The organism is Paenibacillus wenxiniae (assembly GCF_039822605.1).
Lineage (GTDB): Bacteria > Bacillota > Bacilli > Paenibacillales > Paenibacillaceae > Saccharibacillus > Saccharibacillus wenxiniae.
On record NZ_JBCGUH010000025.1, the window covers coordinates 1 to 22,769 of the forward strand.

The window sequence follows — 22,769 nt, forward strand, 5'->3', positions numbered from 1 at the left end:
TTCTGCTTCTGCTTCTGCTTCTGCTTCTGCTTCTGCTTCTGCTTCTGCTTCTGCTTCTGCTTCTGCTTCTGCTTCTGTCGCAAATGTTCCTACGCGCCTCCACAACAATCAAGCTTTACTTTGCCAGTCCCGTGCTATTCATTGATCCAGTCTGCCTTCTGCAACAACCGACGAATCATACTTGCCGATTGTGCGCGGGTCACATGACTTTGTGGGGCAAACTGTCCATGATCACCGCCAACGATGGAGCTTTTCGCTGCCACAGCGACTGCTTTTTTCGCCCAGCCAGACACTTCGCTACGATCGCTAAAACGATTCAGTTGTCCCTGTACATCGTTATCCGTCAATGTAGTCGATTGGCCTGTATAGTTCATCGCATGACTGATGATCATTGCGGCTTCTTCGCGTGTGATCGGCTGATTGGGTCGGAAATTGCCATCGTTATAACCTTCGATTAGCCCGTGGTTTATCGCTGTACCGACAACACCGGCATACCAATCCGAACGCTTGACATCACGAGGCAAATGATCGCTCTGCTCATCCGCCAGTCCCAGCGCACGCACGAGCATTGCTGCGAATTCCGCGCGTGTTACTTCACGATCCGGTACAAATTTGCCAGCTTCTCCATTTACAATGAGACGTGAAGCCATATCATTCACATCGTTCCGGCTCCAATGTTTAGCTACATCGGTGAAAGACGGATGATGTTGCACCAGTGCATAGACACCATCCGGTGCAGCGCCATGTACGGTAGCGGTGACCGCCCCACCAGCACTAGAGCTATTCGCCTTTTTGACAGTAGGTACGGGAATAATTTGCTGTAATGCTGGATTCCAGCGCACAACGGTTGTAAATGTAGTTCCGTCATTCCCGTTGGAGCCTGACGGATGCAAAATGAGCTGACGTTTGCTGTTGCCTGTGCTTGTTGCCGCTGTAGCGACTTTTTCAGTGCTCTGGCTAGCCCCATTACCAGCTTGCCCTGCTTCATTTCCCAGCTTTATCGGAGTCGCTGGAAACAGGATCGCTGGATCAATCGTTTGCGATGGCTGTTGTCCAGCGGAGCCTTTTAACATAAACTGTACCGGCGTTCCGACCACTTGAGTTCCCGTTTTGCTTGCTGCTTGCTGGATCGCAGTAGCCACCTCATTCGCAACCGGTGTGATCTCTATCTGAAGTGTCATCGCTTGTAACGACGTAGCCGTAGTATTTCCCAGCAGTGCAGACAATACGTTTGGATCGATATCTCGGATCGGCAATACATACTCGCCAGCCCCCGACTGAATCGCAATCCCGCCATGCGCATCATATAGGGCCTGCAATACGTCCCCATTCATAACGCAACGAATGATCGTATAGCCATCTGGAATGACAATCGGTACGATTTGATCTTGCGCCGCATAAAGCTGCTGTAACACTTCATTCTTATTGAGCGTAATGGCAAGTTGTCCCGGCGCAGCAGATTGTGAGATATACAGTCCATTGCCGCTTGGTAATACGGTGTTGGTGTTGGATGTGGCAGGGGTAGTGGTTCCAGTGCTTATGCTCGTATTCGAACGATTATTATTCGCGCTTGTTCCATCCGTACTATTGCCGTTGGTGTTTACTCCGTTGTTACTACTAGCACCGCCGCTGCCATTACTGCTATTGTTCATATTCCCTGCGCTTGTACTACTATCTGTGCTTGCGCCGCCGTCTGGACTAGCACCATTCATTGCTTGCCCTGAACGATCATCCGCTCCTTGCTGTACGAGTATGCCACTACCGCTAGCATTAATATCGATATAAGCCAGTCGAAAGGCACTGGATGGATCGTTTCGTAATCGCAATGTCAGCCAGCCTTGAGATGGCGTAAATGGTGTTTCGCCGTCATTGGCATCGTTCCAAACGCCATTGTGTCCATCTGTGGAATCGAGACTGTATTGCATATTTGTGCTCGTCCGCTCCAATGCTGGAACAGCTGGATAAAGTGCAACGACTGCCAGCTCCAGCGCCGTATTGTTCGCTGGTGGATATACGGTATATTGCACCAGATACGATTGCGCTGATACCGATGGCACAGCAGCAATGAACAGCATACTGCTCAGCAGAATGCATGCCAGTATACGCGGCTTCGCCCACGCTGGACGTGTAAGCTTCATCGTGAATGTATTCATACCTAATCTCCTCTACGATCAAATCCAGATCATGCTAAACGACTACAAACGCATCGTTATTCATTTTACAATCCAACGGGTGCCAGTACGGCGCCCCCCTGTAACTTCAAGTCTGATGTACTTTATTTTACAAATTCAAAAGCATACATTTGCACTCTATTTCTACCTTCTATTTCTGAATTCCACTTCGAATTTTTCGCACGCTGTACGATATCAAATTCCACCTATAACGCAGTCAAGTAACACGGTCAAGATATCGAAGCTGTATTCAGGCAACTTATGCTATATTATCGGCTATTTATCCAATGTACGATATGTATATTTTTAATAATACGAAGTTGTACCATCCATTAGCTTCACCTATTATGTCCAGTCATTGCAGATGCTGAATCGGCTGGCTTCTGTTAGCGAAATAAGGAATACTGTGTGTCCTCGCAGCAGAATGGGTATGTACTTAACAGAAGCAAGATTTTGCAAAATATAATGATCATTTAACGATCTATACATGAAATACAAAAAGATGCCTGTCGGCGTCATAAGGAGGAATTATCCATGAAAGCAGTCGTGATCGAACAATACGGTGATGAAAATCAACTTCAAATGAAAGAAGTACCTGATCCGAAGCCCGGTCCAAAACAGGTCGTGATCAAGCTAAAAGCAACCTCGATCAATCCGATCGACTGGAAGCTGCGTGAAGGTCATCTGAAAGGCATGATGGATTGGGAATTCCCCATCATTATCGGCTGGGATGCCGCTGGCGTCATTACAGAAGTCGGTGATGAAGTGACCGAATGGAAAATCGGCGACGAAGTGTTTGCCCGTCCAGACACGACGCGCTTCGGTACGTATGCTGAATATACAGCGATTGATGATCATCTGCTCTCACCGATGCCTCCGGGTATTAGCTTTGAAGAAGCCGCCTCTGTGCCGCTGGCTGGGCTGACTGCATGGCAGGCACTATTTGATCATGGACAGCTCAAAGAAGGGGAAAAGGTGCTCATTCATGCTGGTGCAGGTGGTGTCGGTACGCTTGCCATTCAGCTTGCCAAACATGCAGGCGCACATGTCATCACCACAGCGAGCAGCAAAAATGCCGATTTCCTCAAAGAGCTTGGCGCTGATGAAGTGATCGATTATAAAACGACATCCTTCGTCGATGCCGTATCCGATGTGGATCTCGTATTCGATACGATGGGTGGACAGATTCAAGCCGATAGCTTTAAAGTGCTCAAAGAAGGCAGCGGACGACTGATTTCCATTTTGGAGCAGCCGGATGAAAAGCTGGCTGAACAGCATCGCGTCGTGGCGAAATCGATCTGGTTGCAGCCAGACGGCAAGCAGCTGCAACAATTTGCAAAGTTGATGGAAGAACGCAAAGTGAACGCGATTGTAGGTACAACATTGCCATTTTCTGAAGAAGGCTTGCGTGAAGCGCACCGTCTGAGTGCGACACATCATGCTAGAGGGAAAATTGTAATCAAATTTGAGGATTAATGTACTTCTATTTGAGGATAGATCTAGCGATAACTCACCGAATAGCTGATGGTCGGCATCATATCCGATAACAGGATTCTGCGCTTGCTTCAAGCTCCATTTCATTGTCCCGTGCAAACGATATGGAGCTTAAGCTTTACCGATATCCAAACGGAAGGAGAATGATGATGTGGCTTATTAACCCGTCTACTGCATTTCCCGATCCGTGGTTTCGTCTCATCTGGCTAGTAGAGTTAATCGTATTACTGCTGCTTATTTTATCGGCGATGCGCTTCTCGCGCCGCGCCTGGATTAGCACAGGCGTATTGTTCGTGCTCGCACTGGTCGCTATCGTGCCGGGTCTCGTATTCCGGCTCACACAGCCTGATCCAATCGGTGCGATGATCGATATTCCGTTGCTTCTGATGTTTCCGATTATGGCGGTCAGTCTCGTCTGGGCGATTGTTGCATGGATTATACGATTGTCCCGCGAGCGACGTGGCGCCACATCCTGATTTTTGTCAAATCTTCTATAACTTGCTTGAACGTTTCAGGTATCTAGGATATATTTTTTATACCGATGGTGTTCCGCCACCTTCAAGGGCGGGATTTAAATGGGTAATCGCTACCTTTTAAAGCGAGTTTTCTATAAAACGAATACTAATTCGTTTAAAGAAAAAAAGAAGCTGAAAAGCTTCTTTTTTTTGAGGAGAGAAAAATATTGATTTCAGAAAACTTGCTATTTTATAGAATTTCTAATGATTATGTAGACTATATGTATAATTTAGATGCTAGAGTTCAAAAAATGCTATCGCGGATACATTTCCGCGGCCTTACATCGGTACACTATTTCATATTAATGGACATGATTACTATGCTCCGCTCTCCTCATATAAAGAATCTTATAAAAAGAAGAAAGCATGGTTCGCTAAAGTCTATAACGGCAGTAGCCCTGAACCAGTAGCAGTCCTTAAATATTGTTGCATGATTCCTGTAAAAAGGGAGCTTCTTGAGTACATAGACTTTACAAAGCATTATACCAAATACCGCGACTTATTAGAGTCAGAATATCAATATTTAAAAACTAATCGATCAACTATCATTGAGCAAGCTAAATCGATTTATGAGAAGGTTACAATTCAAAAAATCCTTATCTTATTCAAGTTTGCGTCGATTTTAAAAAGTTAGAAGATAATTATGTGAATTTTCGAATAGATAATTAAGCTCATTCCGTATGTTATGACATTCATTACGATAGATATTAAATTAACATAGAAAACTATCAAGAAACAAAATAAAGGCTCGAATGCATACTACAAAGATATGCATTCGAGCCTTTATCTTTTAATCGAAAATAATTCATCAATTTCCCTAATCTATCTTCACCGCATTAAGCTAGAATCTGACGAATGCCTTCTTCGAGCGGTGTTACCGGGCGATCGAGTACTTGCTCAAAGTCACTATGTTCCACTTCGAGATGATGCTCACGGATGCCTTGCTGAATGCCCACTAGAATCGGAAGCAGGAAGTCTGGCAAGCCTGCCGCCTTCATGATCTCGCCATACGTCTCATCGTCCACATGTTGAACGGTAATTTCTTTTCCGAGCACGTTACCGACGGCGGCTGCCAGTTGTTCCTGTGTCAGCAGTGGACCGGACAGCTCATACACCGTATTTTCGTGTCCTTCACCTGTTAATACAGCGACAGCAGCAGCGGCGTAATCATTACGCGTTGCCCAGCCTACTTTGCCATCACCTGCCGATGTTACCCACGGTGCACCCGCATTCGCTGCGCCAATGCTGGACAGTTCATTTTCCAAATACCAGTTATTACGCAGGAAGGAATATGGAAGGCCGGTTTCCAAAATTGCATTTTCCGTCGCTTTGTGAACGGGAGCAAGTCCAAGACCGCTTTCCTGAGCATTGCCAACACTGGTGTATGCAATAAAACCTACGCCTGCCGCCGCTGCCGCTTTAACCGCAGCGCTATGTTGACGAATACGTGTCTCGTTATCGCCATCTGCCGAGATCAGTAGCAAACGATCCACACCGGCGAATGCTTTTTCCAGTGTCTCTGGCTTGTCAAAATCTCCATGACGCACGTCTACACCAAGCTCTTTTAGATGCGTTGCCTTCTCTGGATTACGCACACTTACCGCAACCTCACTTGCTGTTACTTTCTCCAGCAGTTGTTGCACCACTTTGGAACCGAGTTGACCTGTTGCACCTGTCACCAGAATTGTCATTGTCATTTCCTCCTGTAAATTATAATGGATGTACTTGTCGTCATAACCATAACGGTTACAACGAATGTATAAAATAAAAGCCCACCGAAGAGCTCTCATTTCTAAAAATAGTCCTAGCTTCGAACATCATCCTAACTTGCCTCGAAAAGTACAGCTAGCATGTCAATCTATCCTCTATCCTTTATGCTTACAGAACAAATTGCTTGCCAAGCTGCTGTAATGTTGTTCTTGCCAGCCGCTGTTCCATCGCCTGCTGTGCTTCTTGAAGTTCCTGTTGTAGCACCTGCTCAATATTGCGTCCCACCGGACAAGCAATACTGGAATGATCATGAATACCAAACAAACGATTCTCCTCGGTAACTTCCACTGCGCGATAAATGTCCAGCAGTGTCAGCTCATCAGCTGGCTTTAGCAAATAAGCACCACCAATGCCGGCGCGCACCTCGATCAAGCCTGCCTTTTTGAGCATGCTCATAATCCGGCGAATCACAACCGGATTCGTATTCACACTAGCAGCGATAAAATCGCCAGTACATTCCAGCGGACACATCTCGATCAGCGACAACGTATGCACCGCCATAGAGAAGCGTGTGCTAAGCTGTTTCATAAGTATCACCACCGTTGTAATCATTATAGTTACAACTAAAAATAAAGTCAACTGCTTGATAAGCATTTTTATAATCGTTCATGTATCTTTATATCATTTATTCATCTTTATATCGTTCATTCATCGCTAACACGGTTAAATAGGGCCAGATTTCTCCCCTACCGATCCGACTGTTCGGTTCCATCTGAAATCGAGTTACTGCTTGATCGAACTGTTGCTGCTGCGGTGCAGTCAAACTTTTATAATATAGCTGCCGGGCTTGCTCGAATTGTACGGCTGTACCGTAACGGTAAAAGAAATACGGACTGAATTGACGAGTTAGAGTAATGTTTTCTTTTATGACAATCGGGTTCGGATCGATCATCAATTGCTCCACAAGCGGGATGAAATGTTCATTAATATGCTATGTTGTAAGACATTAAACTTCACATGCAACATAGTCAATATACGAATACATCGACCAAGTTAAATATGAAGCTTGATAATATACAACAAAGACGAGTTCATAGCGTAATGCAGGTGCACATGTCATAAAATAGAGTGGAGTAAACTTTCAACGTAAACGGGTCAACGTACCCGAAACACAAAAAAACGGTATGCCCCACTAACGGTGAGCATACCAGTGACTACTAAAATATATTCTATTCATCCGCTCCGCTTATGCCGAAGCAGGGTCGAGCCGTTCAGCATCCAGGTGCAACTGCTCAGCAGTCGTTCGGATGATCAGCTGCAATGCGCGTGTCATCAAATCCATCGGCAACGAAGGCAATGTTGGCTTATGCACGGCCATTTGTGTGGATGCTGGAAAATGGACAAATCCAGCGAGCACATTCAGACGATTCGTTTGCAAATAATCCAGCATTCCATACATCGTATTGTTACAAATAAAAGTACCTGCCGTGTTGGAAACGACTGCCGGTATACCGTTATCTAGCAAACGCTCGGTCATTTTACGAATCGGCAACGTCGATAACAGACCATCTGCTCCGCCTTCGCGAATCGGTACATCCTTCGGCCTATCGTTGCGATTATCCGCATATTGTGCGTCCAGCTCCACACTTTTCACATTGACAGCGATACGTTCCAGACTGACCGCGGTTCGTCCTGCCGCCAGACCACACATAATAATGGCATTCGGCTGAAAAGCTTCCGCCTCACGTACAAGCAGATCGACACACTCATCATAGTGCACTGGTAATAATAACGTTCGCAGTTCAACTCCAATATCCGCAAACGAGTAATTCTGAATGGCCTCAAGCATGTATTCCGTCGGGTTGATCGCATGTCCGCCAAATGGCTCAAATCCGGATATGAGTATTCTCATCGTTTCTACCTCCCAAATGGATGGATACAACGTATGAACCTGTTTTTTTACATTTTGAAACGTATTTTTATCTTACCTTAACAATTCGAGACGGAACAGACCGAATCCTGTGAACAATTAACATTTTTTGCGATTTTCGTGCTTTTTTTAGAATAAAGAAGCAAGAAAATGAATTTATATACGTAGTATAATACAAATATTGGAATAAAATTTACACATTCGGTTATATAGCTAATAACGTCATTCATCGTAAAATGGATTTTAATCCCACGCTCGCAGTACAATAGAAGTAAACAGGATCAATCGAAATAAGTAAGCCGAATCAATCGAAAGGTTTCGTTTGACTTTTGCAAATGGTTGGTTATAATTAAATTATGTTTTATAAAATATAATTTTGCAAAATTAAAGTGAGGAGATTAAAAAATGTCAGTACATGATTACTCTGCCCTGACGATTGACAAGCAGGAGCAATCATTGTCCGATTACAAAGGAAAAGCACTATTGATTGTGAATACCGCAAGCGGTTGTGGCCTGACTCCTCAATATGAAGGATTGCAAAAGCTTTATGATACGTACAAAGAACAAGGTTTAGAAGTGCTCGGTTTCCCTTGCAACCAGTTTATGGGTCAGGAGCCAGGCAGTGAAGAAGAGATCAAGGATTTCTGTCAGACGAACTACAGTGTAAGCTTTCCGCTTTTTGCTAAAGTTGATGTCAAAGGCGACAATGCGCATCCACTGTATCGTTATCTGGTAGATGAAGTACCTGCACCTTCACACACAGGCGATATCGAATGGAATTTTGCCAAATTCCTCGTCGATCGCGATGGTCATGTGGTGAAGCAGTATCCTTCTCGCCTCGATCCTGCCGAGATCGAACAGGATATTCAGAAATTACTTGCTGGTGAAGCCGTTTCCTGAAGAGGATTGCCATTTTCAGGGTAAATAATGGTGGATTGCATACAATGAAGTAAGCGCTCTTCTACATATGGAGCAGCTTAGCCATGATGCGATCCTGCCCTGCACCATAGTAGGGCAAGTGATAAACGATACTTACTATACCCCAAATTCAGGAGGATGATGAACAATGGCATTGACATTTACAGACATGGTCACTCAAGCGAGAAACAACGTACCGGGCGTAACTTCCCAGGAAGCACGTGAGAAATTGAATAGCAATCCAGATACATTCGTGATCGATGTACAGGATGCCAAAGATGCAGGCGCATGTGGCCTGATCCCAAGCAGTGTGAACATCTCCCTCGGCATGCTGCCCATCCGTGCGGATCTGGGCGTACCTGCTGAGCTGCGCGATGAGCGTCTGAGCGATCGCAATCGTCCAATTCTCGTAACTTGCGGTGCTGGCGGTCAAGCGGCACTGGGCGCGTATGCGCTGAAACTGATGGGCTTTACGGATGTAGCGTACATCGATGGCGGTACTGCTGCATGGAAACAGGCAGGCTTTGACGTTCAAGAAGCGTAAGCTATTTTATTACATCACTGCATACGTGATGAGCGAACCCGGCTTGTCCAGCTATGTTTCAGCGTGACCTTTAACCTTACAGTATAAATACCCTGAGCATGTATATGTAAAATAACCCCCGAGCCTTTGCGCTGCGGGGGTTATTGTTATATTAAAAATCGATGTTGATATTTTGATGACATTAAAATGCTAATTAAGTCGAAATTAATGTCGATATATAGAAAAGAATACATTATAAACCTCTCAATAGAAATAAATCAAGCTTAGGTCACTAGATTAGGAGGCTATATTATGAGTGTTTTCTTTTTAAATCCGATTTTTCCTCAGTTATTATTTATTGTTATATGGGGAGGATCGGCACTGTGGATAAATAAAATAATTGGCATAAGGATTTTATCAAACTGGTTATATATATTGACTATTTTGGGTCCTATAGGAGTATTGATTATTAGATCAGTACAAAGCAAATACAAAAATTCATCTGAACATTCTGTAGTATTTATTAGTGAGTTAGTTTACGGTTTCCCTCTAAATATTGAAAAAAATAGTTTTTATATGATTGATTATTACAAAAAAAAATTAGCATCCTTCAAAAAATTAGATATGGATTATGCTATTTCATGGGTCAAAATCGAAATTGAGCGAAATAAAAATACAGTTTGGACAAGTATTTTTGCATCATTAGTTATTTCTACAACTGTTTCTCTATCTGTTTCTAGCATAAATACTGTAATATCAGATGACAGGAGAGAGACAGAACGAATGATTGAAAAGGGAATAACAGGCTCTAGTTCAATAGGATTCTCTTTATTCGGTTATGAGACCTCTCTTTCTTTTTTTGAAGTTTCGATTGGTATGATAACATCATTTATAATAGTTGTACTATTATCTATTTCAGTTTTAAGCTTTGTTAACAAGAACATCTTCACGAAACTATTGCAGTTACAAGAAAGTTTATTGTTAGTTCAAAAAGAGACAGAAGCTGAAAAAAAAGAAAACACAAAAATAGAAGAACCGCTAAAAAGTAAACAGAATAAAAGAAATTATCGAACAAAAACGAAACGAAAATAAGCATTTAGATTATTGAAGTGAAAATTATGTTTAACAAAATCAAAATGTTATTTATCCTACTTAAAAATTACATGTGCAGCCTTTAACTCAAAATTGTTAAAGGTTTTTTCAGTAGTTGTGGGAACTGAAACAGAGTGAAATTATTAATTTCATCACATATAATAAAATACTGGCTGGGATTTAGTGTGATTGAAAGAGTATAGTAACACTAATATATTGCTGGAAGACACGTATTTGAATGCAAGCAAATAAAATATTGTTAATTTTGATAATGATGTAAAAATATACATCATTTCTGCGGTTTGAATGTGTTTAATTTCGATAACTAAATGGGTAATGTTCCTCACAGCCGCGTGCCGCCTGCGACCGATGTGCATGAAGAGGTCACCAGACCCTCCGTATCTCGTTTGATTGGTAAGCCGTTTGCTTGTATGTAATTAATTGAAATGAAAGATCTTTGGATTTGCGAAAGCGATTTTTCATTAGACAATGCGCGTAAACTGCCCAAGGTCTAGGACTAGAAAAGGAGAGGTATGCATGAATCGCAATGTAACGATGATGCAATTTTTCGAGTGGCATGTAGAGGCTGATGGTTCGCACTGGAAACGGCTACAGGATCTGGCACCCGAACTGAAACGGGCAGGGATCGGTACGATCTGGATTCCACCTGTAACAAAGGGTAACTCGCCACAGGACACTGGATATGGCGTGTATGACCTGTACGATCTGGGCGAGTTTGACCAAAAAGGCTCGGTCGGCACCAAATACGGTACTAAAAAAGAATTGTTGGATGCGATTGCCGTCTGTCACCGTCTCGGTCTTAACGTCTATATCGATCTGGTCATGAACCACAAAGCCGGAGCGGACGAAACCGAGGTATTTAAAGTCGTCGAGGTTGATCCGAACAATCGCACCGAGGAAATTTCGGATGAACCGTTTGAGATTGAAGGCTGGACCAAATTTACGTTCCCTGGACGCGGCGACACGTATTCGCCGATGCAATGGAATTATCACCATTTTAACGGAACTGATTTTGACAATCGAGAAGGCCGTAATGGTATTTTTCGGATTGCCGACGGGGACAAGCAATGGAATGAAAATGTAGATAACGAATTTGGTAACTACGACTATCTAATGTTTGCCAACATTGATTACAATATGCCTGAAGTGCGTGAGGAAATGACCAACTGGGGCAAATGGATGATCGATACGACGCGCTGCGATGGCTTCCGTCTCGATGCGATCAAACATATTAACTATGAATTTATTCGTGAATTTGTAGGTTCGATGATCAACAAACGTGGGCAGGATTTCTACATTGTCGGTGAGTTCTGGAACCCAGAACTGGCAGCATGTCAGGAGTTTCTCGATACGGTAGATTACCAGATTGATCTGTTTGATGTATCGCTCCATTACAAGCTGCATGCAGCATCCACATCCGGTAATGCGTTTGATCTGTCGACCATCTTTAACGATACGCTCGTGCAGACACACCCAACGCATGCGGTTACTTTTGTCGATAATCATGATTCACAGCCGAATGAAGCGCTGGAATCGTGGATTGAAGACTGGTTCAAACCGCTAGCTTACTCGCTCGTGTTACTGCGTCAGGATGGTTATCCTTGCGTGTTTTATGGCGATTATTTTGGTATCGGTGGCGAAAATCCGGTTCCTGATAAAAAGGACATGATCAACTGTATGCTGTATGCTCGTTACCATAAGTCTTATGGCGAGCAGGATGATTATTTTGACCATCCGAATACAATTGGCTGGGTACGTAAAGGCAGCGCAGATATCGAACGCTCCGGTTGTGCCGTCGTGATGACGAACGGCGAGGAAGGCGAAAAACGGATGTTTGTCGGCGAAGAACGCGCTGGACAGATCTGGGTCGACCTGACCGGTAATCGCCGCCACCACGTACAGATTGAGGAAGACGGCTGGGCAACTTTCCCGGTGAATGGTGGCAGTGTATCCGTATGGATTCAGCCGGAAGAAGATCTGACTGAAGATGGAGTCGAAGCTTATTATGAATCCGGTCTGCCTTGTATTGCATTGCCGGAAGAAGGCGTGCTGGAAGAAGGCTCGGATCTGCTGAATATTGAGCCAGCGGAGCCGGTGGAAGATAGCGCTGATCAGGGTGAAACATCCGATCAAAATACTGCGCAGGATGAGACTTCGGACAAATAAAATGACTGGATGAGACTGTGGAGCAATCTATATCTCGCTTATGATGTATATGCAAAGATGACGATTGCTCCGGTAGCTGCCTGTTTATTTATGGACATACTTATTTATTGATACACTTGCATCTATAGCCTGTTAGCCGACTATTCTTCTTATACAGAAGATAGTGGCGGCTAACAGGCTATTTGTATTTTAATGAAATAATCGTGTTCCTCTTACACTAATCCAGGTAGCAATACGATACGTTGCTGGGGGTCAGTCGAGGCATTCCATGCCTGCTCCACATCAGCCAGTGGAAAGGTTTGAACAGGTAGCTTCAATGTGCCTGCGGCAATACAATTGATCAATGCAGGAAATTCAGCCAGATAAGCGGTTGGCGACAATGAGCCTTGTCCGCTACCGAGTAATCGGAAATTGGCTGAACGAAGCGCTGCTGCCGGAATATTAGCTGTAGCTCCAGCCATAGAGCCGATCTGAATCCAATCCAGCGCATGACTACGATCCTGCCGTTGCTTGAGCATCGATGGGATCGCCCATTCCGCAGGCTTTCCCCATAAGTAGTCAATAACGACATCTACATCAGCCGCAGCCTCACCAAGACGCTCGCTCACTTCAGATGGTTCACCCTCCAACGATACAAGCGTATCTGCTCCTATGGCAGTCAAACGATTCAAGCGTTCTGAATGACGTCCAGCAGCAATAACACGCTCGGCTCCAAGCAGCTTGGCGATTTGTACAGCCATCTGTCCTGAGCTGCCTGTCGCTCCCATCACAAGCACATGACTCCCCTGCTTCAATGGACTACGCTGGCGAAGCGTCACCCATGAAGACATCGCTGGATTCATCACAGCTGCAATCTGGATAGGATCGGCTCCATCTGGAATGGGTAGGCTACGCCGTGGATCGATAATCGTCTGTTCTGCCATAGAACCTAGTGAATCGTCTGGCATTACAAAATATACTAAACGTCCATCGGGTAATCTACCTACGCCATCAACACCTGGCACCAATGGCAGCTTGCCGATGCTCGTATAATGCGAGCCATCTGCTTGCGAGCGTACTCGCTGATGTAAGCCTGCTGCGATCACGTTAATATAAACTTTATGCGGCGATTGAAGAGCCTGAAGCTCATATTCCCCATATTGTGGAGCCTGACCAAATTCATATACAATTGCTGCTTTCATGCAAATCTCCTCCAGTTTGTGTATAAGTCGAGAGTCTATATTTACAAAATTTAATTTTTCAAACAAACGAAAATAGTTTGTATGACAAACTAAAATTGCTATATTCATAATATAGTTTGTACAACAAACAAAGTCAATAAAAAGTTTGTATAACGTACTACTTATTTATTTTATGCTATACTACTTACAAATTAAGAAGCGATCGCTCATCTACCCAGACCGCTTCTTTTCACGTTGTTATGTATAGGAGTGAATGTTCATGCAGCACGATCCATCCATACCGGACACAGGTTCACCGCTTGTCGATCACCTTGTTCAGCTTACGTATTTGATTCAGACGATTCTGCTAGAGGCTGGCGCCGAACACGAGTTATCTTTTATTCAAATTCGCTTATTAGGTATATTGCGCGATCGCGAACCCGGCATGCAGGAGCTCGCTCACCATCTCAATCTGGATAAATCCAGCGTCACCGGGTTGATTAATCGAGCCGAGCGACGTGACATGGTTGAGCGTGTCCCATCACCAACCGATCGTAGAAGCTTCTCCGTCCGTCTGACCGATAAAGGAAAAGACATTGTACGTACTGTTGGCGACGAGATTGAGCGGCGAATTCACAATGCTGCGCGCAATTTGACCGAAGCCGAGCGCGTACAGCTCACGACACTGAGCGCAAAAATGCTATATCGTGATTGAGATAGTTTGTGCAGGTCACGCCAGCTTCAATCTTGTCATGCCCATCCCATATCATGATACACATTATCGGTGCTGCCCCTATTCACCCTCGGATTGCCCATACTGCTGCTGGAGTGCTGCAATCCACACTCGTAGTCCATCCAGTAGCTCCTGTGGCGATTCCACCCGGGCTGCTGTACCACAACTCGCAAAAAACTGTACTACCCACGACATATACGACTCGGGCAAAGGCAGTTCCAGCAAGCCTGTACCATCTGAATGAATCGTGAGCCCTTGTTCCATCCACGGGTCCGTTTGACAACGCCTCACCCCTTCGCGTTGCAGCTGCACTCGCATTGGCAATGTGCGTTCATTTGACACATGACCGAGATAATCGTTAATCGTCCAGCGAGAAAAGTCCTGTCGCTCGGCTGCATTCGGATCAGCGACCAGCTTTTTCATCCGATCGACACGGAATGTACGAAGCTGCTTGCGATCAAAGCAGTACGCGACTCCATACCATAGCCCACTGCTCGCATATACCCCCAGCGGCTGAATCCGCCGATGCTCTTCTCCACCAATCGAATCGTATACCATATCGACCACTGTCTGTTCCACACAATAATCCACCAGCTCTGATAAATAAGGAACGTCCAAATTGCGCGTCGGCGTCCAAAAAGCAAACCTCGCCTGTAACTCACGAATACGCTGCTTCGTCTCGGTTGGCAAATAGTGATAAAACTTATCCAGCGCTGACGTCGACTCCTTTTGAAACGGCAGTGACCGATAATTGCCCAGCGATTGATACGCAAAAAACATCGCCACGGCTTCACTCTCCGAAAATAAAATCGGAGGCAGCATCCGCTCCCGCAACACTCGATATCCCCCTGCTGCCCCTGGCTCTGCATACAACGGCACCCCTGCACTAGCAAGCTCCTGCAAATCGCGCTGAATCGTTCGCCGCGATACCCCGAACTCCCGCGCCAGCTCTGCCGCTGTAAACTGTCTCCGCGTATTCACCGTCAGCATCAGTTCGATTAAGCGCTGTGATTTGGACATTAGGCTTGCTCCTTTCTAGTAGAATAGTTTGAATTTGTAGCAAGGATGTTCAATATTTGGATTGGGATTAGGACGATCATGTTCAGGCATCAATTTCGCATAGATGGAATTCGTCTGTGTAGTCGATCAGATCGCTCACACCTAGATTACTTCACCACTAGGATGTACCGGATTCGATCATAGGAATAATGAAGTGGAAGATCTTCAATGTATGTATTCCCTATTCATTTTTGCACAAGCTTGTGCAAGATCCTTCACATTGCTAAGGCATGCTTTTCGAAGCACAACCTATATTATTATATCGTATTCGAAATGGCGACAGAATCTGTCACTATTCCATGCTATGCTGAAATCAATCAAACCAGCCCAACTATCGATTTCAGATCATATACTATACGGAGGTACATATGGAAACATTTAAAGCACGCTACAGTCCTGCATTTCTACAACAATTTGCCGCTATCGTGCAGCAGCATATTGCTAGCTTCGATGAACAACGCTTCTACGAACGGGTTCATGCAGAAGGCTGGGACGATCTCGCCTTCAAGCAGCGGATTCGGCGGATTAGTGAAGCCTTCACCGATGCGCTACAGCTATCGTTTGAAGAGATGATCAAGTTGCTGGTCACGATGGCACCGCAATGCCGTGGTGTGGAGTATTTATTCTTTCCAGATTGCATCGAATTGAACGGAATGGAGCAGCCAGAGCTATCGATGGCTGCACTCGCGAAGTTAACACCGTATTCCAGTTCAGAGTTTGCCGTGCGTCCATTTATCGTACAGCATACCGAACAAATGCTGGAACAGATGCGCCGCTGGGCGGATGATGGGGATGAACATGTGCGTCGCCTTGCCAGCGAGGGCTTTCGTCCGCGTTTACCGTGGTCGTTTCAGCTACGGATGTTTATCGAAAATCCAGAGCCAACACTGGCTATATTGGAGCGGTTAAAACAAGACCCGTCGCTGTATGTACGCAAAAGCGTAGCCAATCATCTAAACGATATCGCTAAGGATCACCCAGAGCGAGTGGCCGAAGTAGCGCGCAGCTGGTACGGACACCATCCGTATACCGATTGGATCGTGAAGCACGGCTGTCGTACCCTGCTCAAGCAGGATCATCCGGTCATTATGGAGCTGCTAGGTTATATGCCGAGTGAGCATATTCGTGTGAGCGAGCTACATGTGAGTCGCGATACGGTAGCGATTGGCGAGGAAATCGAGCTGTCCTTTGTAATGCATAACGAAGCCGCTACAGCGCAAAATGTACGCATCGATTATGAGATGCAATTTGTGAAAGCCAATGGTAAACAGGCACCGAAGCGCTTCCGCTGGGTTTCACGCGATTTTGCCTCAGGGCGACATCTTATGCGTAAAAAGCATTCATTTAAGCTCATTACGACTCGTGTGTATTATCCGGGTATGCATCATGTGCATCTGTATGTGAATGGTGTACAGATGGGCGAGGTGTCTTTTGAGGTTACAGCTGCCCAATAGAGCGATACAGCAGCGATTACATTATGAATGAATAGCTTGTTGCGCGATATTACCTTTTAGAGGGAGGCGTAAAGCATGATCTCGTATTTATCAGGTATAGAATTGATTGAGCGGATACGGTATACACATTTACGACTGGATGAAGAATTCGATGATCTGACCGAGGTGGAACTTCATGTACGGTTGGATGGCGTAGATCGTACACCGTATGAAATACTTGCCTACCTGCTTGGCTGGCTACAGCTCGTCCAACAATGGGAGCAAGCGGAGCGACGAGGTGAAGTCGTCATTACACCTACCGCGACTATACGCTGGAATGAGCTGGGCAAGCTATATGCTGGCTTTTATGAGCAATATAAGGACGGTACGCTGGAACAGTTACGGCAGGAACTACGCCGCTCTGTGCAGGCATGGTGTCAGTGGATTGCGGAGCTGAGCGAACAAGAATTGTTTGGTGCCGGGCAACGACAATGGACTGCTAATCAAGCTGCATGGCCGCTGTGGAAATGGCTGCATATTAACTCGGTCGCGCCCTTCCAAACTTTTCGTACTCGTATTCGTAAATGGAAAAAGATACATGTGCTGCATGTCTAGTTTCTCTGCTCGCTCATCAACTGCTTTTCTCCTAAGCCGATACTGTCTTTCTCATACGCAAATCATTTCTAATGCGCAAATAAAATAATTTTATAAACAAATAGCCTACCTTACTACCTTATCGGGCAGTGAAGCAGGCTATACTACCTTATCGGGCAGTGAAGCAGGCTATTCGCTATTATAAGTATGCGTATGCACTGGATTGTTATCATTCCGCTTACGTATGCAATGGAATCTCATTTATGCAATCGAAGGATAGACATTCCTTATTTGATAGTCAAGATCTGATAGTCAAGCTTAACGCAATGTGCGAATACGCTCTTCCAGTGGTTTGAATTCCTTATCTCCCGCAGGTGCTGTCGGTTTGCCAAATGGCATTTGCGCGATCAGCGTCCAGCTTTCTGGAATATCCCACTCGGCTTTAATTTTCTCGTCGATCAGTGGGTTATAGTGTTGCAGCGATGCACCGTAGCCTTCCGCTTCCAGCAGCGTCCAGATCAAATACTGGTGCATACCGTTCGCTTGCTGTGACCATACCGGGAATTTATCCTGATACGCCTGAAACTGATCCTGCATACCGCGGATGACCGCTTCATCCTCGAAAAATAGGATCGTTCCATAGCCTGCTTTGAAACTATCCATCTTTTGCTGAGTCGGCTCAAAGCTGTCGGCAGGTACGATTTCTTTAAGTATATTCGTGGTGTAATCCCACAGCTGATCATGTTTGTCACCAAACAAGATGATAATTCTTGCTGTCTGGGAGTTAAATGCGGATGGAGTGTGCAGCACGACCTGCTCCACAATTTCCTGGATACGCTCATCCGATGTTACGGCTTCCTTGCTGATGCCATAAATACTTCTTCTTTTCTTCATCGCCTCAAAGATTGCTTCTGTACTCATTGTCATTAGCCCTCCTCTTGATCAAGACTGCATTTAACATGTCTTACATGTCTATTTAACCAGAGTTGCTATAAAAAAATCAGTGACTTTGTTGTGCTTGCAAACTTTGGTGGTGGGAGCTTGTCCACTTCGGGAAGGAATACGGGGACGGACTCAGGTGGAGTCGCAGGAATCTTTTGAATGAGGAGTAATTGAAGATTCTCGCCCCTCTAAATTTGTAAGATATTTTGCTGCGCAAAAATCACTTTTTCATTGAACCCCGTGTTAGAAGATCGCTAACACTGTAAGGCGTCCTTTCCCTATATTTCCTTCCCGCAGTGAAGCGATGCTCGCGTCAACTTGGTGTTGCATGCACGACTTACGTCGTGGCACGGGTAGTGCCTATTGCAGAATAAAAATTACAAATAAATAGCTAAATAGCGAGTGAATAATAGCTCGGTATCTTATCATCTTAATATATTAGTATATTAATAATAAAAAAGCGACTTTCCCCTCATGGCTGATCGGGGAAAGTCGCTTTTTACTGTTTATTTATTGTTTTGATGACGTATTTCGCTATTGTGGACTGGCTACCTGGCTACATGTTAATGTGCGCAAGTGTCGGCTCCCATTACTTCGCTGCTTGTGTAACGACCAGCTTGATAAAGCCTTCCAATACAGCTGCCGCTTCTGCACGAGTCGCGGTTTGTTTTGGGGCAAACTGCGTTTTGCTGCGTCCGTTAATGATATTTTTTTGCGAGAAGAACTGAACCGCTGGTTTCGCCCATGCTCCGATGCTGCCTGCATCTGTAAACGTCAATGTTTGGTCGGTATTGATCGTATTGTTCACTTTCATGAACGAAGCAAAACGATACAGCAGTGCTGCCATTTCTTCGCGGGTGATGTTACGGTTTGGTTCGAACGCTGTACTGCTCATGCCTTGAATAATCCCGTTTTGCGCTGCCCAGTTCACATACGTGCCGTACCAGCTGTTACTGGATACGTCTTTAAATGGGCTTGCACCGCTCAGCTTCAATGTGCCATAGCTACGCTCGTACAATCGTCCGATTGCAGCTGCAAACATTGCACGCGTCATGCCCTGGTTCGGTGCAAATTTACCGTCCCCTGTGCCAAGGAAAATTTCACGATCCGTTACAAAGCTGACTGGCGCTGTCGCCCAGCTTCCGTTCATGTCAGAGAACGAGTACGCATTAGGCTGGAACCGTACTTCTTTACCTGCTGGAGCGATGTATTTCATTTGGCCATTGATCGTAGCAGCGAAGCCGATATATACTTTTTGATTCCCGTTCATGTAGTACGGCAATCCTTCGCCTGTCGAGACGTTCGTATCCGTAGGTGTCGTCATGCCGGTAGTAGCCACAAAGACCACTTTGACCGTATGAGCGGCAACTACATTTTTGAAGGTGTAGCTACTAACGGCGCCTACACTTTTACCATCAATGAGCACGTCTTTGATCACATAGCCTTTGTCCGGTGTAAACGTAAATGTCTGATTGCTACCTTGCGGTACGCTGAGCAGACTGGACGGGCTGATCGTTCCGCCTGCGGAAGGGATTACCGTGATTGGGTAGGCAGCGCCACTTGTAAAGCCGCCTCCTCCGCCTCCGCTAATGACGGTTGGTGTTGTTGAAGAATCGGACGCAATCGCATAAGTCGAGAAGTTTTGCGAGAAGATAATGACCTGTTGCTGATCCGGAGTAACCATGAAGCCTTCGGAACTCGGAGCAGTTGTGCTGTATGGCAGAGAAGACATCGATTGTGCTACACCCTGATGATAACGATAAATCGATACATTCTTTTGACTTTTCGAATCATACGGGACGACAACTTGTAGCAATTTACCTACTACAGGCAATGTGCTTGTAGTAGACACATTCGATGCGGTTGTTCTTACTTTGTTCAATGTCAGATCAAGATACATACGGATCGTCTTTCCAGTTGCCAGCTTTTGCAATGCTGCCGCACCCGGTGCAGTCGTTGCACTTTCTTGTTGTACACTCATCGTAATACTGACTTTACCGCCACTGTTGACCAATTGCTGATCATCTGCCGTAAAGCTATACTTCGTATCGAGGAATAGATCCGTCAATCCGCCCACAACGATATTTGGTGTGTTATTGCCGCTAATTTTAACTTCGCTTTTTAAGCTAGCTGCTGGCAGGAAGATACTGTTGTTTGCAAAGCTATAGTTGCTGTTGTTCACCCGTACAACATACGTTCCAGTCCGATCGGCTTTCGTTACGATCAGGCTATACGTTCCGTTATTGACACCGGTAATGGCAAAATTACCGTACGTATCGGTAACAACAGCTTTGCTCACTGCTGTAGTGCCTTGATACAATTGCACATTCGCACCAGTTACAGCGCTGAATGCTTCTGCGTTGCCCTCAATTACATTGCCGCTCACCTTATATCCAGTTGTCGGCGTTGGTGTTGGCGTAGCAGCAGTAAATGACAATTTGGCTACTTCACTTGTCAGTGCTGCTGGCGATACTGTTGCTGCATAACGTACTTTCACCGTATGATCACCGCTCAATTGTGGCGGATTGGTTGACGAATACGTTGTCCAGCTGCCACCGTCGATCGAATATTGCATACTGCTCTTGATACCTATAATGACATCATTCGTATCATCCGCAGTTACCGCTGGTGCGGATGGACGTGCAGGAATGTCCAGCAATTGTGATGCACTGTCCGCAGACGTATCGGTTATACCTTTCTTCACAATCCCGATTGTACTGCCGATCCAGTTCACACTCAGTGGAATCGTTCCATACGTATCTGCTACCACATATGTTGCTCCATTGACTGAATACCCTGCATTAGCTTTCAAACCTGTTAATGTTTCATTCACCGGATCAAGTGCCGCAGCCGGTGTCGCTTCTGACTTTACGAGATGATACAGGAATTGCGTTGAACCGGAAAGGGGTTGAGTTACCGGTTGGCTTAGCTTCACGATTGTACCTGTTGTGCTAAGACCAGAGAGCGATGCATACGTATTTCCCGTTACAGTGTAGTAGGAGTTGCCTGTAAAGTAGCCACCCTCCACACTCAATTTCGAAAGGCCACCTATTGCATACGTACTTGAAATGACCGATGCACTCGAGTTTTTCATACCGATATATCCACCGGAGATCGTTCCGTATACAGAAGCCGTTGCCGAGATGGCTGCATCAGCCGTTGTATTGGCATTGGCAAATACGAGACCACCTTTAATGTTCACCGTTGCACCATTCTGATAAGCAAGCACCCCCTGTGCTGGGCCAATTAGTGAGCCAGAATTCAGATTCAATGTGCCGGTAGCGCCAATACTTACCGCTGAACCACTGCTTCCATAATTATTACTCACCTGAACCGAACCATTTGCAGTAGGACTGGTATCTTGAATCGTCATTGTACCTGCGGCGATTTGGATGGCTGAACCATCACCATCATTCGCCATATCATTGCCAGCAGAACGGACAACATTGTATCCGTATAAGTCCAGTGTTACAGTACGGTTTGGGACATTGTAATTTAAATACGTATCTGCACTCACATTGTCCAATAACCGAATAGTATCTCCGCTGGTTGCTGCGTCGAGTGCACTTTGAAGATTACCGTATGACATTGCTTTCGTCACATTCATTGCCGCATCTCCGCGAGCATACGCTTGCTGTGGCGGAATCATACCTACCATTAATAAAATGACCAAACTCATTGCTGCAATACGATTTCTCCACTTGCTTTCCTGCCTCATCCGATCGCCTCCACCTAAAATATAAATCCATTCTCTTTCGCCCATGTTCCGGTATGTATACATTCCTTTCCATGAGCATACCCTTTTTACAGATCAAACATGGTATATCATTTTGGATCTATTTTATAGCCGCGCATGACGACTCCATTACGATCAATGGAGCAGATGCTAGCTGTAAAACCATATTCATATCATGTTGCAGATTAGCTTGATAAGCACTTATGTAAACACTCCTGTGCCTATTTATCGTGTAAAGCGCGGTGTATGTTAAACAAACGACTGCGATATATAAGCTATACATAGGATGTTGCAGCAGATTCATTTTATGTACACGGTATTGTTACTTGGAACTATTCTTCATCTTCTTTATGTAATAAATTATGTATAATATTCATTAATAATTATTTATTCTCTATAGAAAATATAACTAATTAACCTAGCTATATAATTAATCGGTTGTTTAACGTATTTTTTTGATAGCAAATTTAAATTTTTATCACAATTTTTGAACGAATTGAATATTTATACGATCATTGCAGATGAACTATACTTTGAATCGAAAAGAGCTTGATTGGGGAGCGTCACCCTTA

At 45.0% G+C, this 22,769-nt stretch carries 19 protein-coding genes; 10 read left to right on the plus strand and 9 right to left on the minus strand.

The annotated features are described in order from the left end of the window. Window positions 1-134: 134 nt before the first annotated feature. Window positions 135-2,153, minus strand: coding sequence for an S-layer homology domain-containing protein (locus AAHF22_RS22880; RefSeq protein ID WP_347327308.1), 2,019 nt, complete (start codon window positions 2,151-2,153; stop codon window positions 135-137). Window positions 2,154-2,705: 552 nt separating this feature from the next. Between AAHF22_RS22880 and AAHF22_RS22885 the strand changes: the two genes are divergently transcribed. The 3 genes from AAHF22_RS22885 to AAHF22_RS23940 all read left to right on the plus strand — a co-directional run bounded on the left by AAHF22_RS22885 (window position 2,706) and on the right by AAHF22_RS23940 (window position 4,814). Beyond that, a complete protein-coding gene (locus tag AAHF22_RS22885) occupies window positions 2,706-3,647 on the plus strand; it encodes an NADP-dependent oxidoreductase (protein ID WP_347327309.1) in 942 nt (313 codons plus the stop codon). A 167-nt stretch (window positions 3,648-3,814) separates the two neighbouring features. Beyond that, entirely contained in the window at window positions 3,815-4,141 is a 327-nt protein-coding gene (locus tag AAHF22_RS22890) for a hypothetical protein (protein ID WP_347327310.1), read from the plus strand. 322 nt (window positions 4,142-4,463) lie between these two features. Then, entirely contained in the window at window positions 4,464-4,814 is a 351-nt protein-coding gene (locus AAHF22_RS23940; RefSeq protein ID WP_371834104.1) for a type III toxin-antitoxin system ToxN/AbiQ family toxin, read from the plus strand. 202 nt (window positions 4,815-5,016) lie between these two features. On the opposite strand, the gene AAHF22_RS22895 is transcribed toward AAHF22_RS23940, so the two are convergent. The 4 genes from AAHF22_RS22895 to AAHF22_RS22910 all read right to left on the minus strand — a co-directional run bounded on the left by AAHF22_RS22895 (window position 5,017) and on the right by AAHF22_RS22910 (window position 7,802). Then, a complete protein-coding gene (locus AAHF22_RS22895; protein WP_347327311.1) occupies window positions 5,017-5,871 on the minus strand; it encodes an SDR family oxidoreductase in 855 nt (284 codons plus the stop codon). A 187-nt stretch (window positions 5,872-6,058) separates the two neighbouring features. Further along, window positions 6,059-6,478, minus strand: coding sequence for an Rrf2 family transcriptional regulator (locus AAHF22_RS22900; RefSeq protein ID WP_347327312.1), 420 nt, complete (start codon window positions 6,476-6,478; stop codon window positions 6,059-6,061). 97 nt (window positions 6,479-6,575) lie between these two features. Continuing rightward, the gene (locus tag AAHF22_RS22905; protein WP_347327313.1) at window positions 6,576-6,842 is read right to left on the minus strand and encodes a hypothetical protein; all 267 of its coding nucleotides are present in this window, start codon (window positions 6,840-6,842) and stop codon (window positions 6,576-6,578) included. 294 nt (window positions 6,843-7,136) lie between these two features. Beyond that, on the minus strand, window positions 7,137-7,802 hold the full coding sequence (locus AAHF22_RS22910) for a pyroglutamyl-peptidase I (RefSeq protein WP_347327314.1): 666 nt from the start codon (window positions 7,800-7,802) through the stop codon (window positions 7,137-7,139). 423 nt (window positions 7,803-8,225) lie between these two features. On the opposite strand from AAHF22_RS22910, the gene AAHF22_RS22915 reads away from it, so the two are divergent. The 4 genes from AAHF22_RS22915 to AAHF22_RS22930 all read left to right on the plus strand — a co-directional run bounded on the left by AAHF22_RS22915 (window position 8,226) and on the right by AAHF22_RS22930 (window position 12,540). Next, complete coding sequence (locus AAHF22_RS22915) at window positions 8,226-8,720, plus strand: glutathione peroxidase (RefSeq protein ID WP_347327315.1); 495 nt, start codon at window positions 8,226-8,228, stop codon at window positions 8,718-8,720. A gap of 166 nt (window positions 8,721-8,886) precedes the next feature. Beyond that, window positions 8,887-9,282, plus strand: a complete 396-nt coding sequence (locus AAHF22_RS22920) for a rhodanese-like domain-containing protein (RefSeq protein ID WP_347327316.1) — start codon at window positions 8,887-8,889, stop codon at window positions 9,280-9,282. A 291-nt stretch (window positions 9,283-9,573) separates the two neighbouring features. Next, entirely contained in the window at window positions 9,574-10,353 is a 780-nt protein-coding gene (locus AAHF22_RS22925) for a hypothetical protein (RefSeq protein WP_347327317.1), read from the plus strand. Window positions 10,354-10,890: 537 nt separating this feature from the next. Beyond that, window positions 10,891-12,540, plus strand: a complete 1,650-nt coding sequence (locus AAHF22_RS22930; protein ID WP_347327318.1) for an alpha-amylase — start codon at window positions 10,891-10,893, stop codon at window positions 12,538-12,540. Window positions 12,541-12,752: 212 nt separating this feature from the next. On the opposite strand, the gene AAHF22_RS22935 is transcribed toward AAHF22_RS22930, so the two are convergent. Continuing rightward, on the minus strand, window positions 12,753-13,721 hold the full coding sequence (locus AAHF22_RS22935; protein WP_347327319.1) for a quinone oxidoreductase family protein: 969 nt from the start codon (window positions 13,719-13,721) through the stop codon (window positions 12,753-12,755). Window positions 13,722-13,980: 259 nt separating this feature from the next. Between AAHF22_RS22935 and AAHF22_RS22940 the strand changes: the two genes are divergently transcribed. Continuing rightward, window positions 13,981-14,415 (plus strand): MarR family winged helix-turn-helix transcriptional regulator, encoded by a 435-nt coding sequence (locus AAHF22_RS22940; RefSeq protein WP_347327320.1) that lies wholly within the window; start codon window positions 13,981-13,983, stop codon window positions 14,413-14,415. Between the two features lie 78 nt (window positions 14,416-14,493). Here the strand turns inward: AAHF22_RS22940 and AAHF22_RS22945 are convergent, their stop codons facing one another. After that, on the minus strand, window positions 14,494-15,453 hold the full coding sequence (locus AAHF22_RS22945) for a helix-turn-helix transcriptional regulator (RefSeq protein WP_347327321.1): 960 nt from the start codon (window positions 15,451-15,453) through the stop codon (window positions 14,494-14,496). Between the two features lie 407 nt (window positions 15,454-15,860). Here AAHF22_RS22945 and AAHF22_RS22950 point away from each other — a divergent pair, with 407 nt between their 5' ends. Together AAHF22_RS22950 and AAHF22_RS22955 are read left to right on the plus strand one after the other, a co-directional pair. Continuing rightward, on the plus strand, window positions 15,861-16,946 hold the full coding sequence (locus AAHF22_RS22950) for a DNA alkylation repair protein (protein WP_347327322.1): 1,086 nt from the start codon (window positions 15,861-15,863) through the stop codon (window positions 16,944-16,946). Window positions 16,947-17,021: 75 nt separating this feature from the next. After that, complete coding sequence (locus AAHF22_RS22955; protein ID WP_347327323.1) at window positions 17,022-17,540, plus strand: ClbS/DfsB family four-helix bundle protein; 519 nt, start codon at window positions 17,022-17,024, stop codon at window positions 17,538-17,540. Between the two features lie 297 nt (window positions 17,541-17,837). Here the strand turns inward: AAHF22_RS22955 and AAHF22_RS22960 are convergent, their stop codons facing one another. Both AAHF22_RS22960 and AAHF22_RS22965 read right to left on the minus strand, forming a co-directional pair. Continuing rightward, a complete protein-coding gene (locus tag AAHF22_RS22960; RefSeq protein WP_347327324.1) occupies window positions 17,838-18,440 on the minus strand; it encodes a nitroreductase family protein in 603 nt (200 codons plus the stop codon). 610 nt (window positions 18,441-19,050) lie between these two features. Further along, window positions 19,051-22,179 carry a DUF4073 domain-containing protein gene (locus AAHF22_RS22965; RefSeq protein ID WP_347327325.1) on the minus strand — a complete coding sequence of 1,043 codons (3,129 nt, stop codon included), beginning with the start codon at window positions 22,177-22,179 and terminating at the stop codon, window positions 19,051-19,053. Window positions 22,180-22,769: the final 590 nt, after the last annotated feature.

Coding starts and splice junctions, on each gene's coding strand:
- AAHF22_RS22880 (WP_347327308.1), bottom strand. CDS start 2,153: ATGAATACATTCACGATGAAGCTTACACGTCCAGCGTGGGCGAAGCCG.
- AAHF22_RS22885 (WP_347327309.1), top strand. CDS start 2,706: ATGAAAGCAGTCGTGATCGAACAATACGGTGATGAAAATCAACTTCAA.
- AAHF22_RS22890 (WP_347327310.1), top strand. CDS start 3,815: ATGTGGCTTATTAACCCGTCTACTGCATTTCCCGATCCGTGGTTTCGT.
- AAHF22_RS22895 (WP_347327311.1), bottom strand. CDS start 5,871: ATGACAATTCTGGTGACAGGTGCAACAGGTCAACTCGGTTCCAAAGTG.
- AAHF22_RS22900 (WP_347327312.1), bottom strand. CDS start 6,478: ATGAAACAGCTTAGCACACGCTTCTCTATGGCGGTGCATACGTTGTCG.
- AAHF22_RS22905 (WP_347327313.1), bottom strand. CDS start 6,842: ATGATCGATCCGAACCCGATTGTCATAAAAGAAAACATTACTCTAACT.
- AAHF22_RS22910 (WP_347327314.1), bottom strand. CDS start 7,802: ATGAGAATACTCATATCCGGATTTGAGCCATTTGGCGGACATGCGATC.
- AAHF22_RS22915 (WP_347327315.1), top strand. CDS start 8,226: ATGTCAGTACATGATTACTCTGCCCTGACGATTGACAAGCAGGAGCAA.
- AAHF22_RS22920 (WP_347327316.1), top strand. CDS start 8,887: ATGGCATTGACATTTACAGACATGGTCACTCAAGCGAGAAACAACGTA.
- AAHF22_RS22925 (WP_347327317.1), top strand. CDS start 9,574: ATGAGTGTTTTCTTTTTAAATCCGATTTTTCCTCAGTTATTATTTATT.
- AAHF22_RS22930 (WP_347327318.1), top strand. CDS start 10,891: ATGAATCGCAATGTAACGATGATGCAATTTTTCGAGTGGCATGTAGAG.
- AAHF22_RS22935 (WP_347327319.1), bottom strand. CDS start 13,721: ATGAAAGCAGCAATTGTATATGAATTTGGTCAGGCTCCACAATATGGG.
- AAHF22_RS22940 (WP_347327320.1), top strand. CDS start 13,981: ATGCAGCACGATCCATCCATACCGGACACAGGTTCACCGCTTGTCGAT.
- AAHF22_RS22945 (WP_347327321.1), bottom strand. CDS start 15,453: ATGTCCAAATCACAGCGCTTAATCGAACTGATGCTGACGGTGAATACG.
- AAHF22_RS22950 (WP_347327322.1), top strand. CDS start 15,861: ATGGAAACATTTAAAGCACGCTACAGTCCTGCATTTCTACAACAATTT.
- AAHF22_RS22955 (WP_347327323.1), top strand. CDS start 17,022: ATGATCTCGTATTTATCAGGTATAGAATTGATTGAGCGGATACGGTAT.
- AAHF22_RS22960 (WP_347327324.1), bottom strand. CDS start 18,440: ATGAGTACAGAAGCAATCTTTGAGGCGATGAAGAAAAGAAGAAGTATT.
- AAHF22_RS22965 (WP_347327325.1), bottom strand. CDS start 22,179: ATGAGGCAGGAAAGCAAGTGGAGAAATCGTATTGCAGCAATGAGTTTG.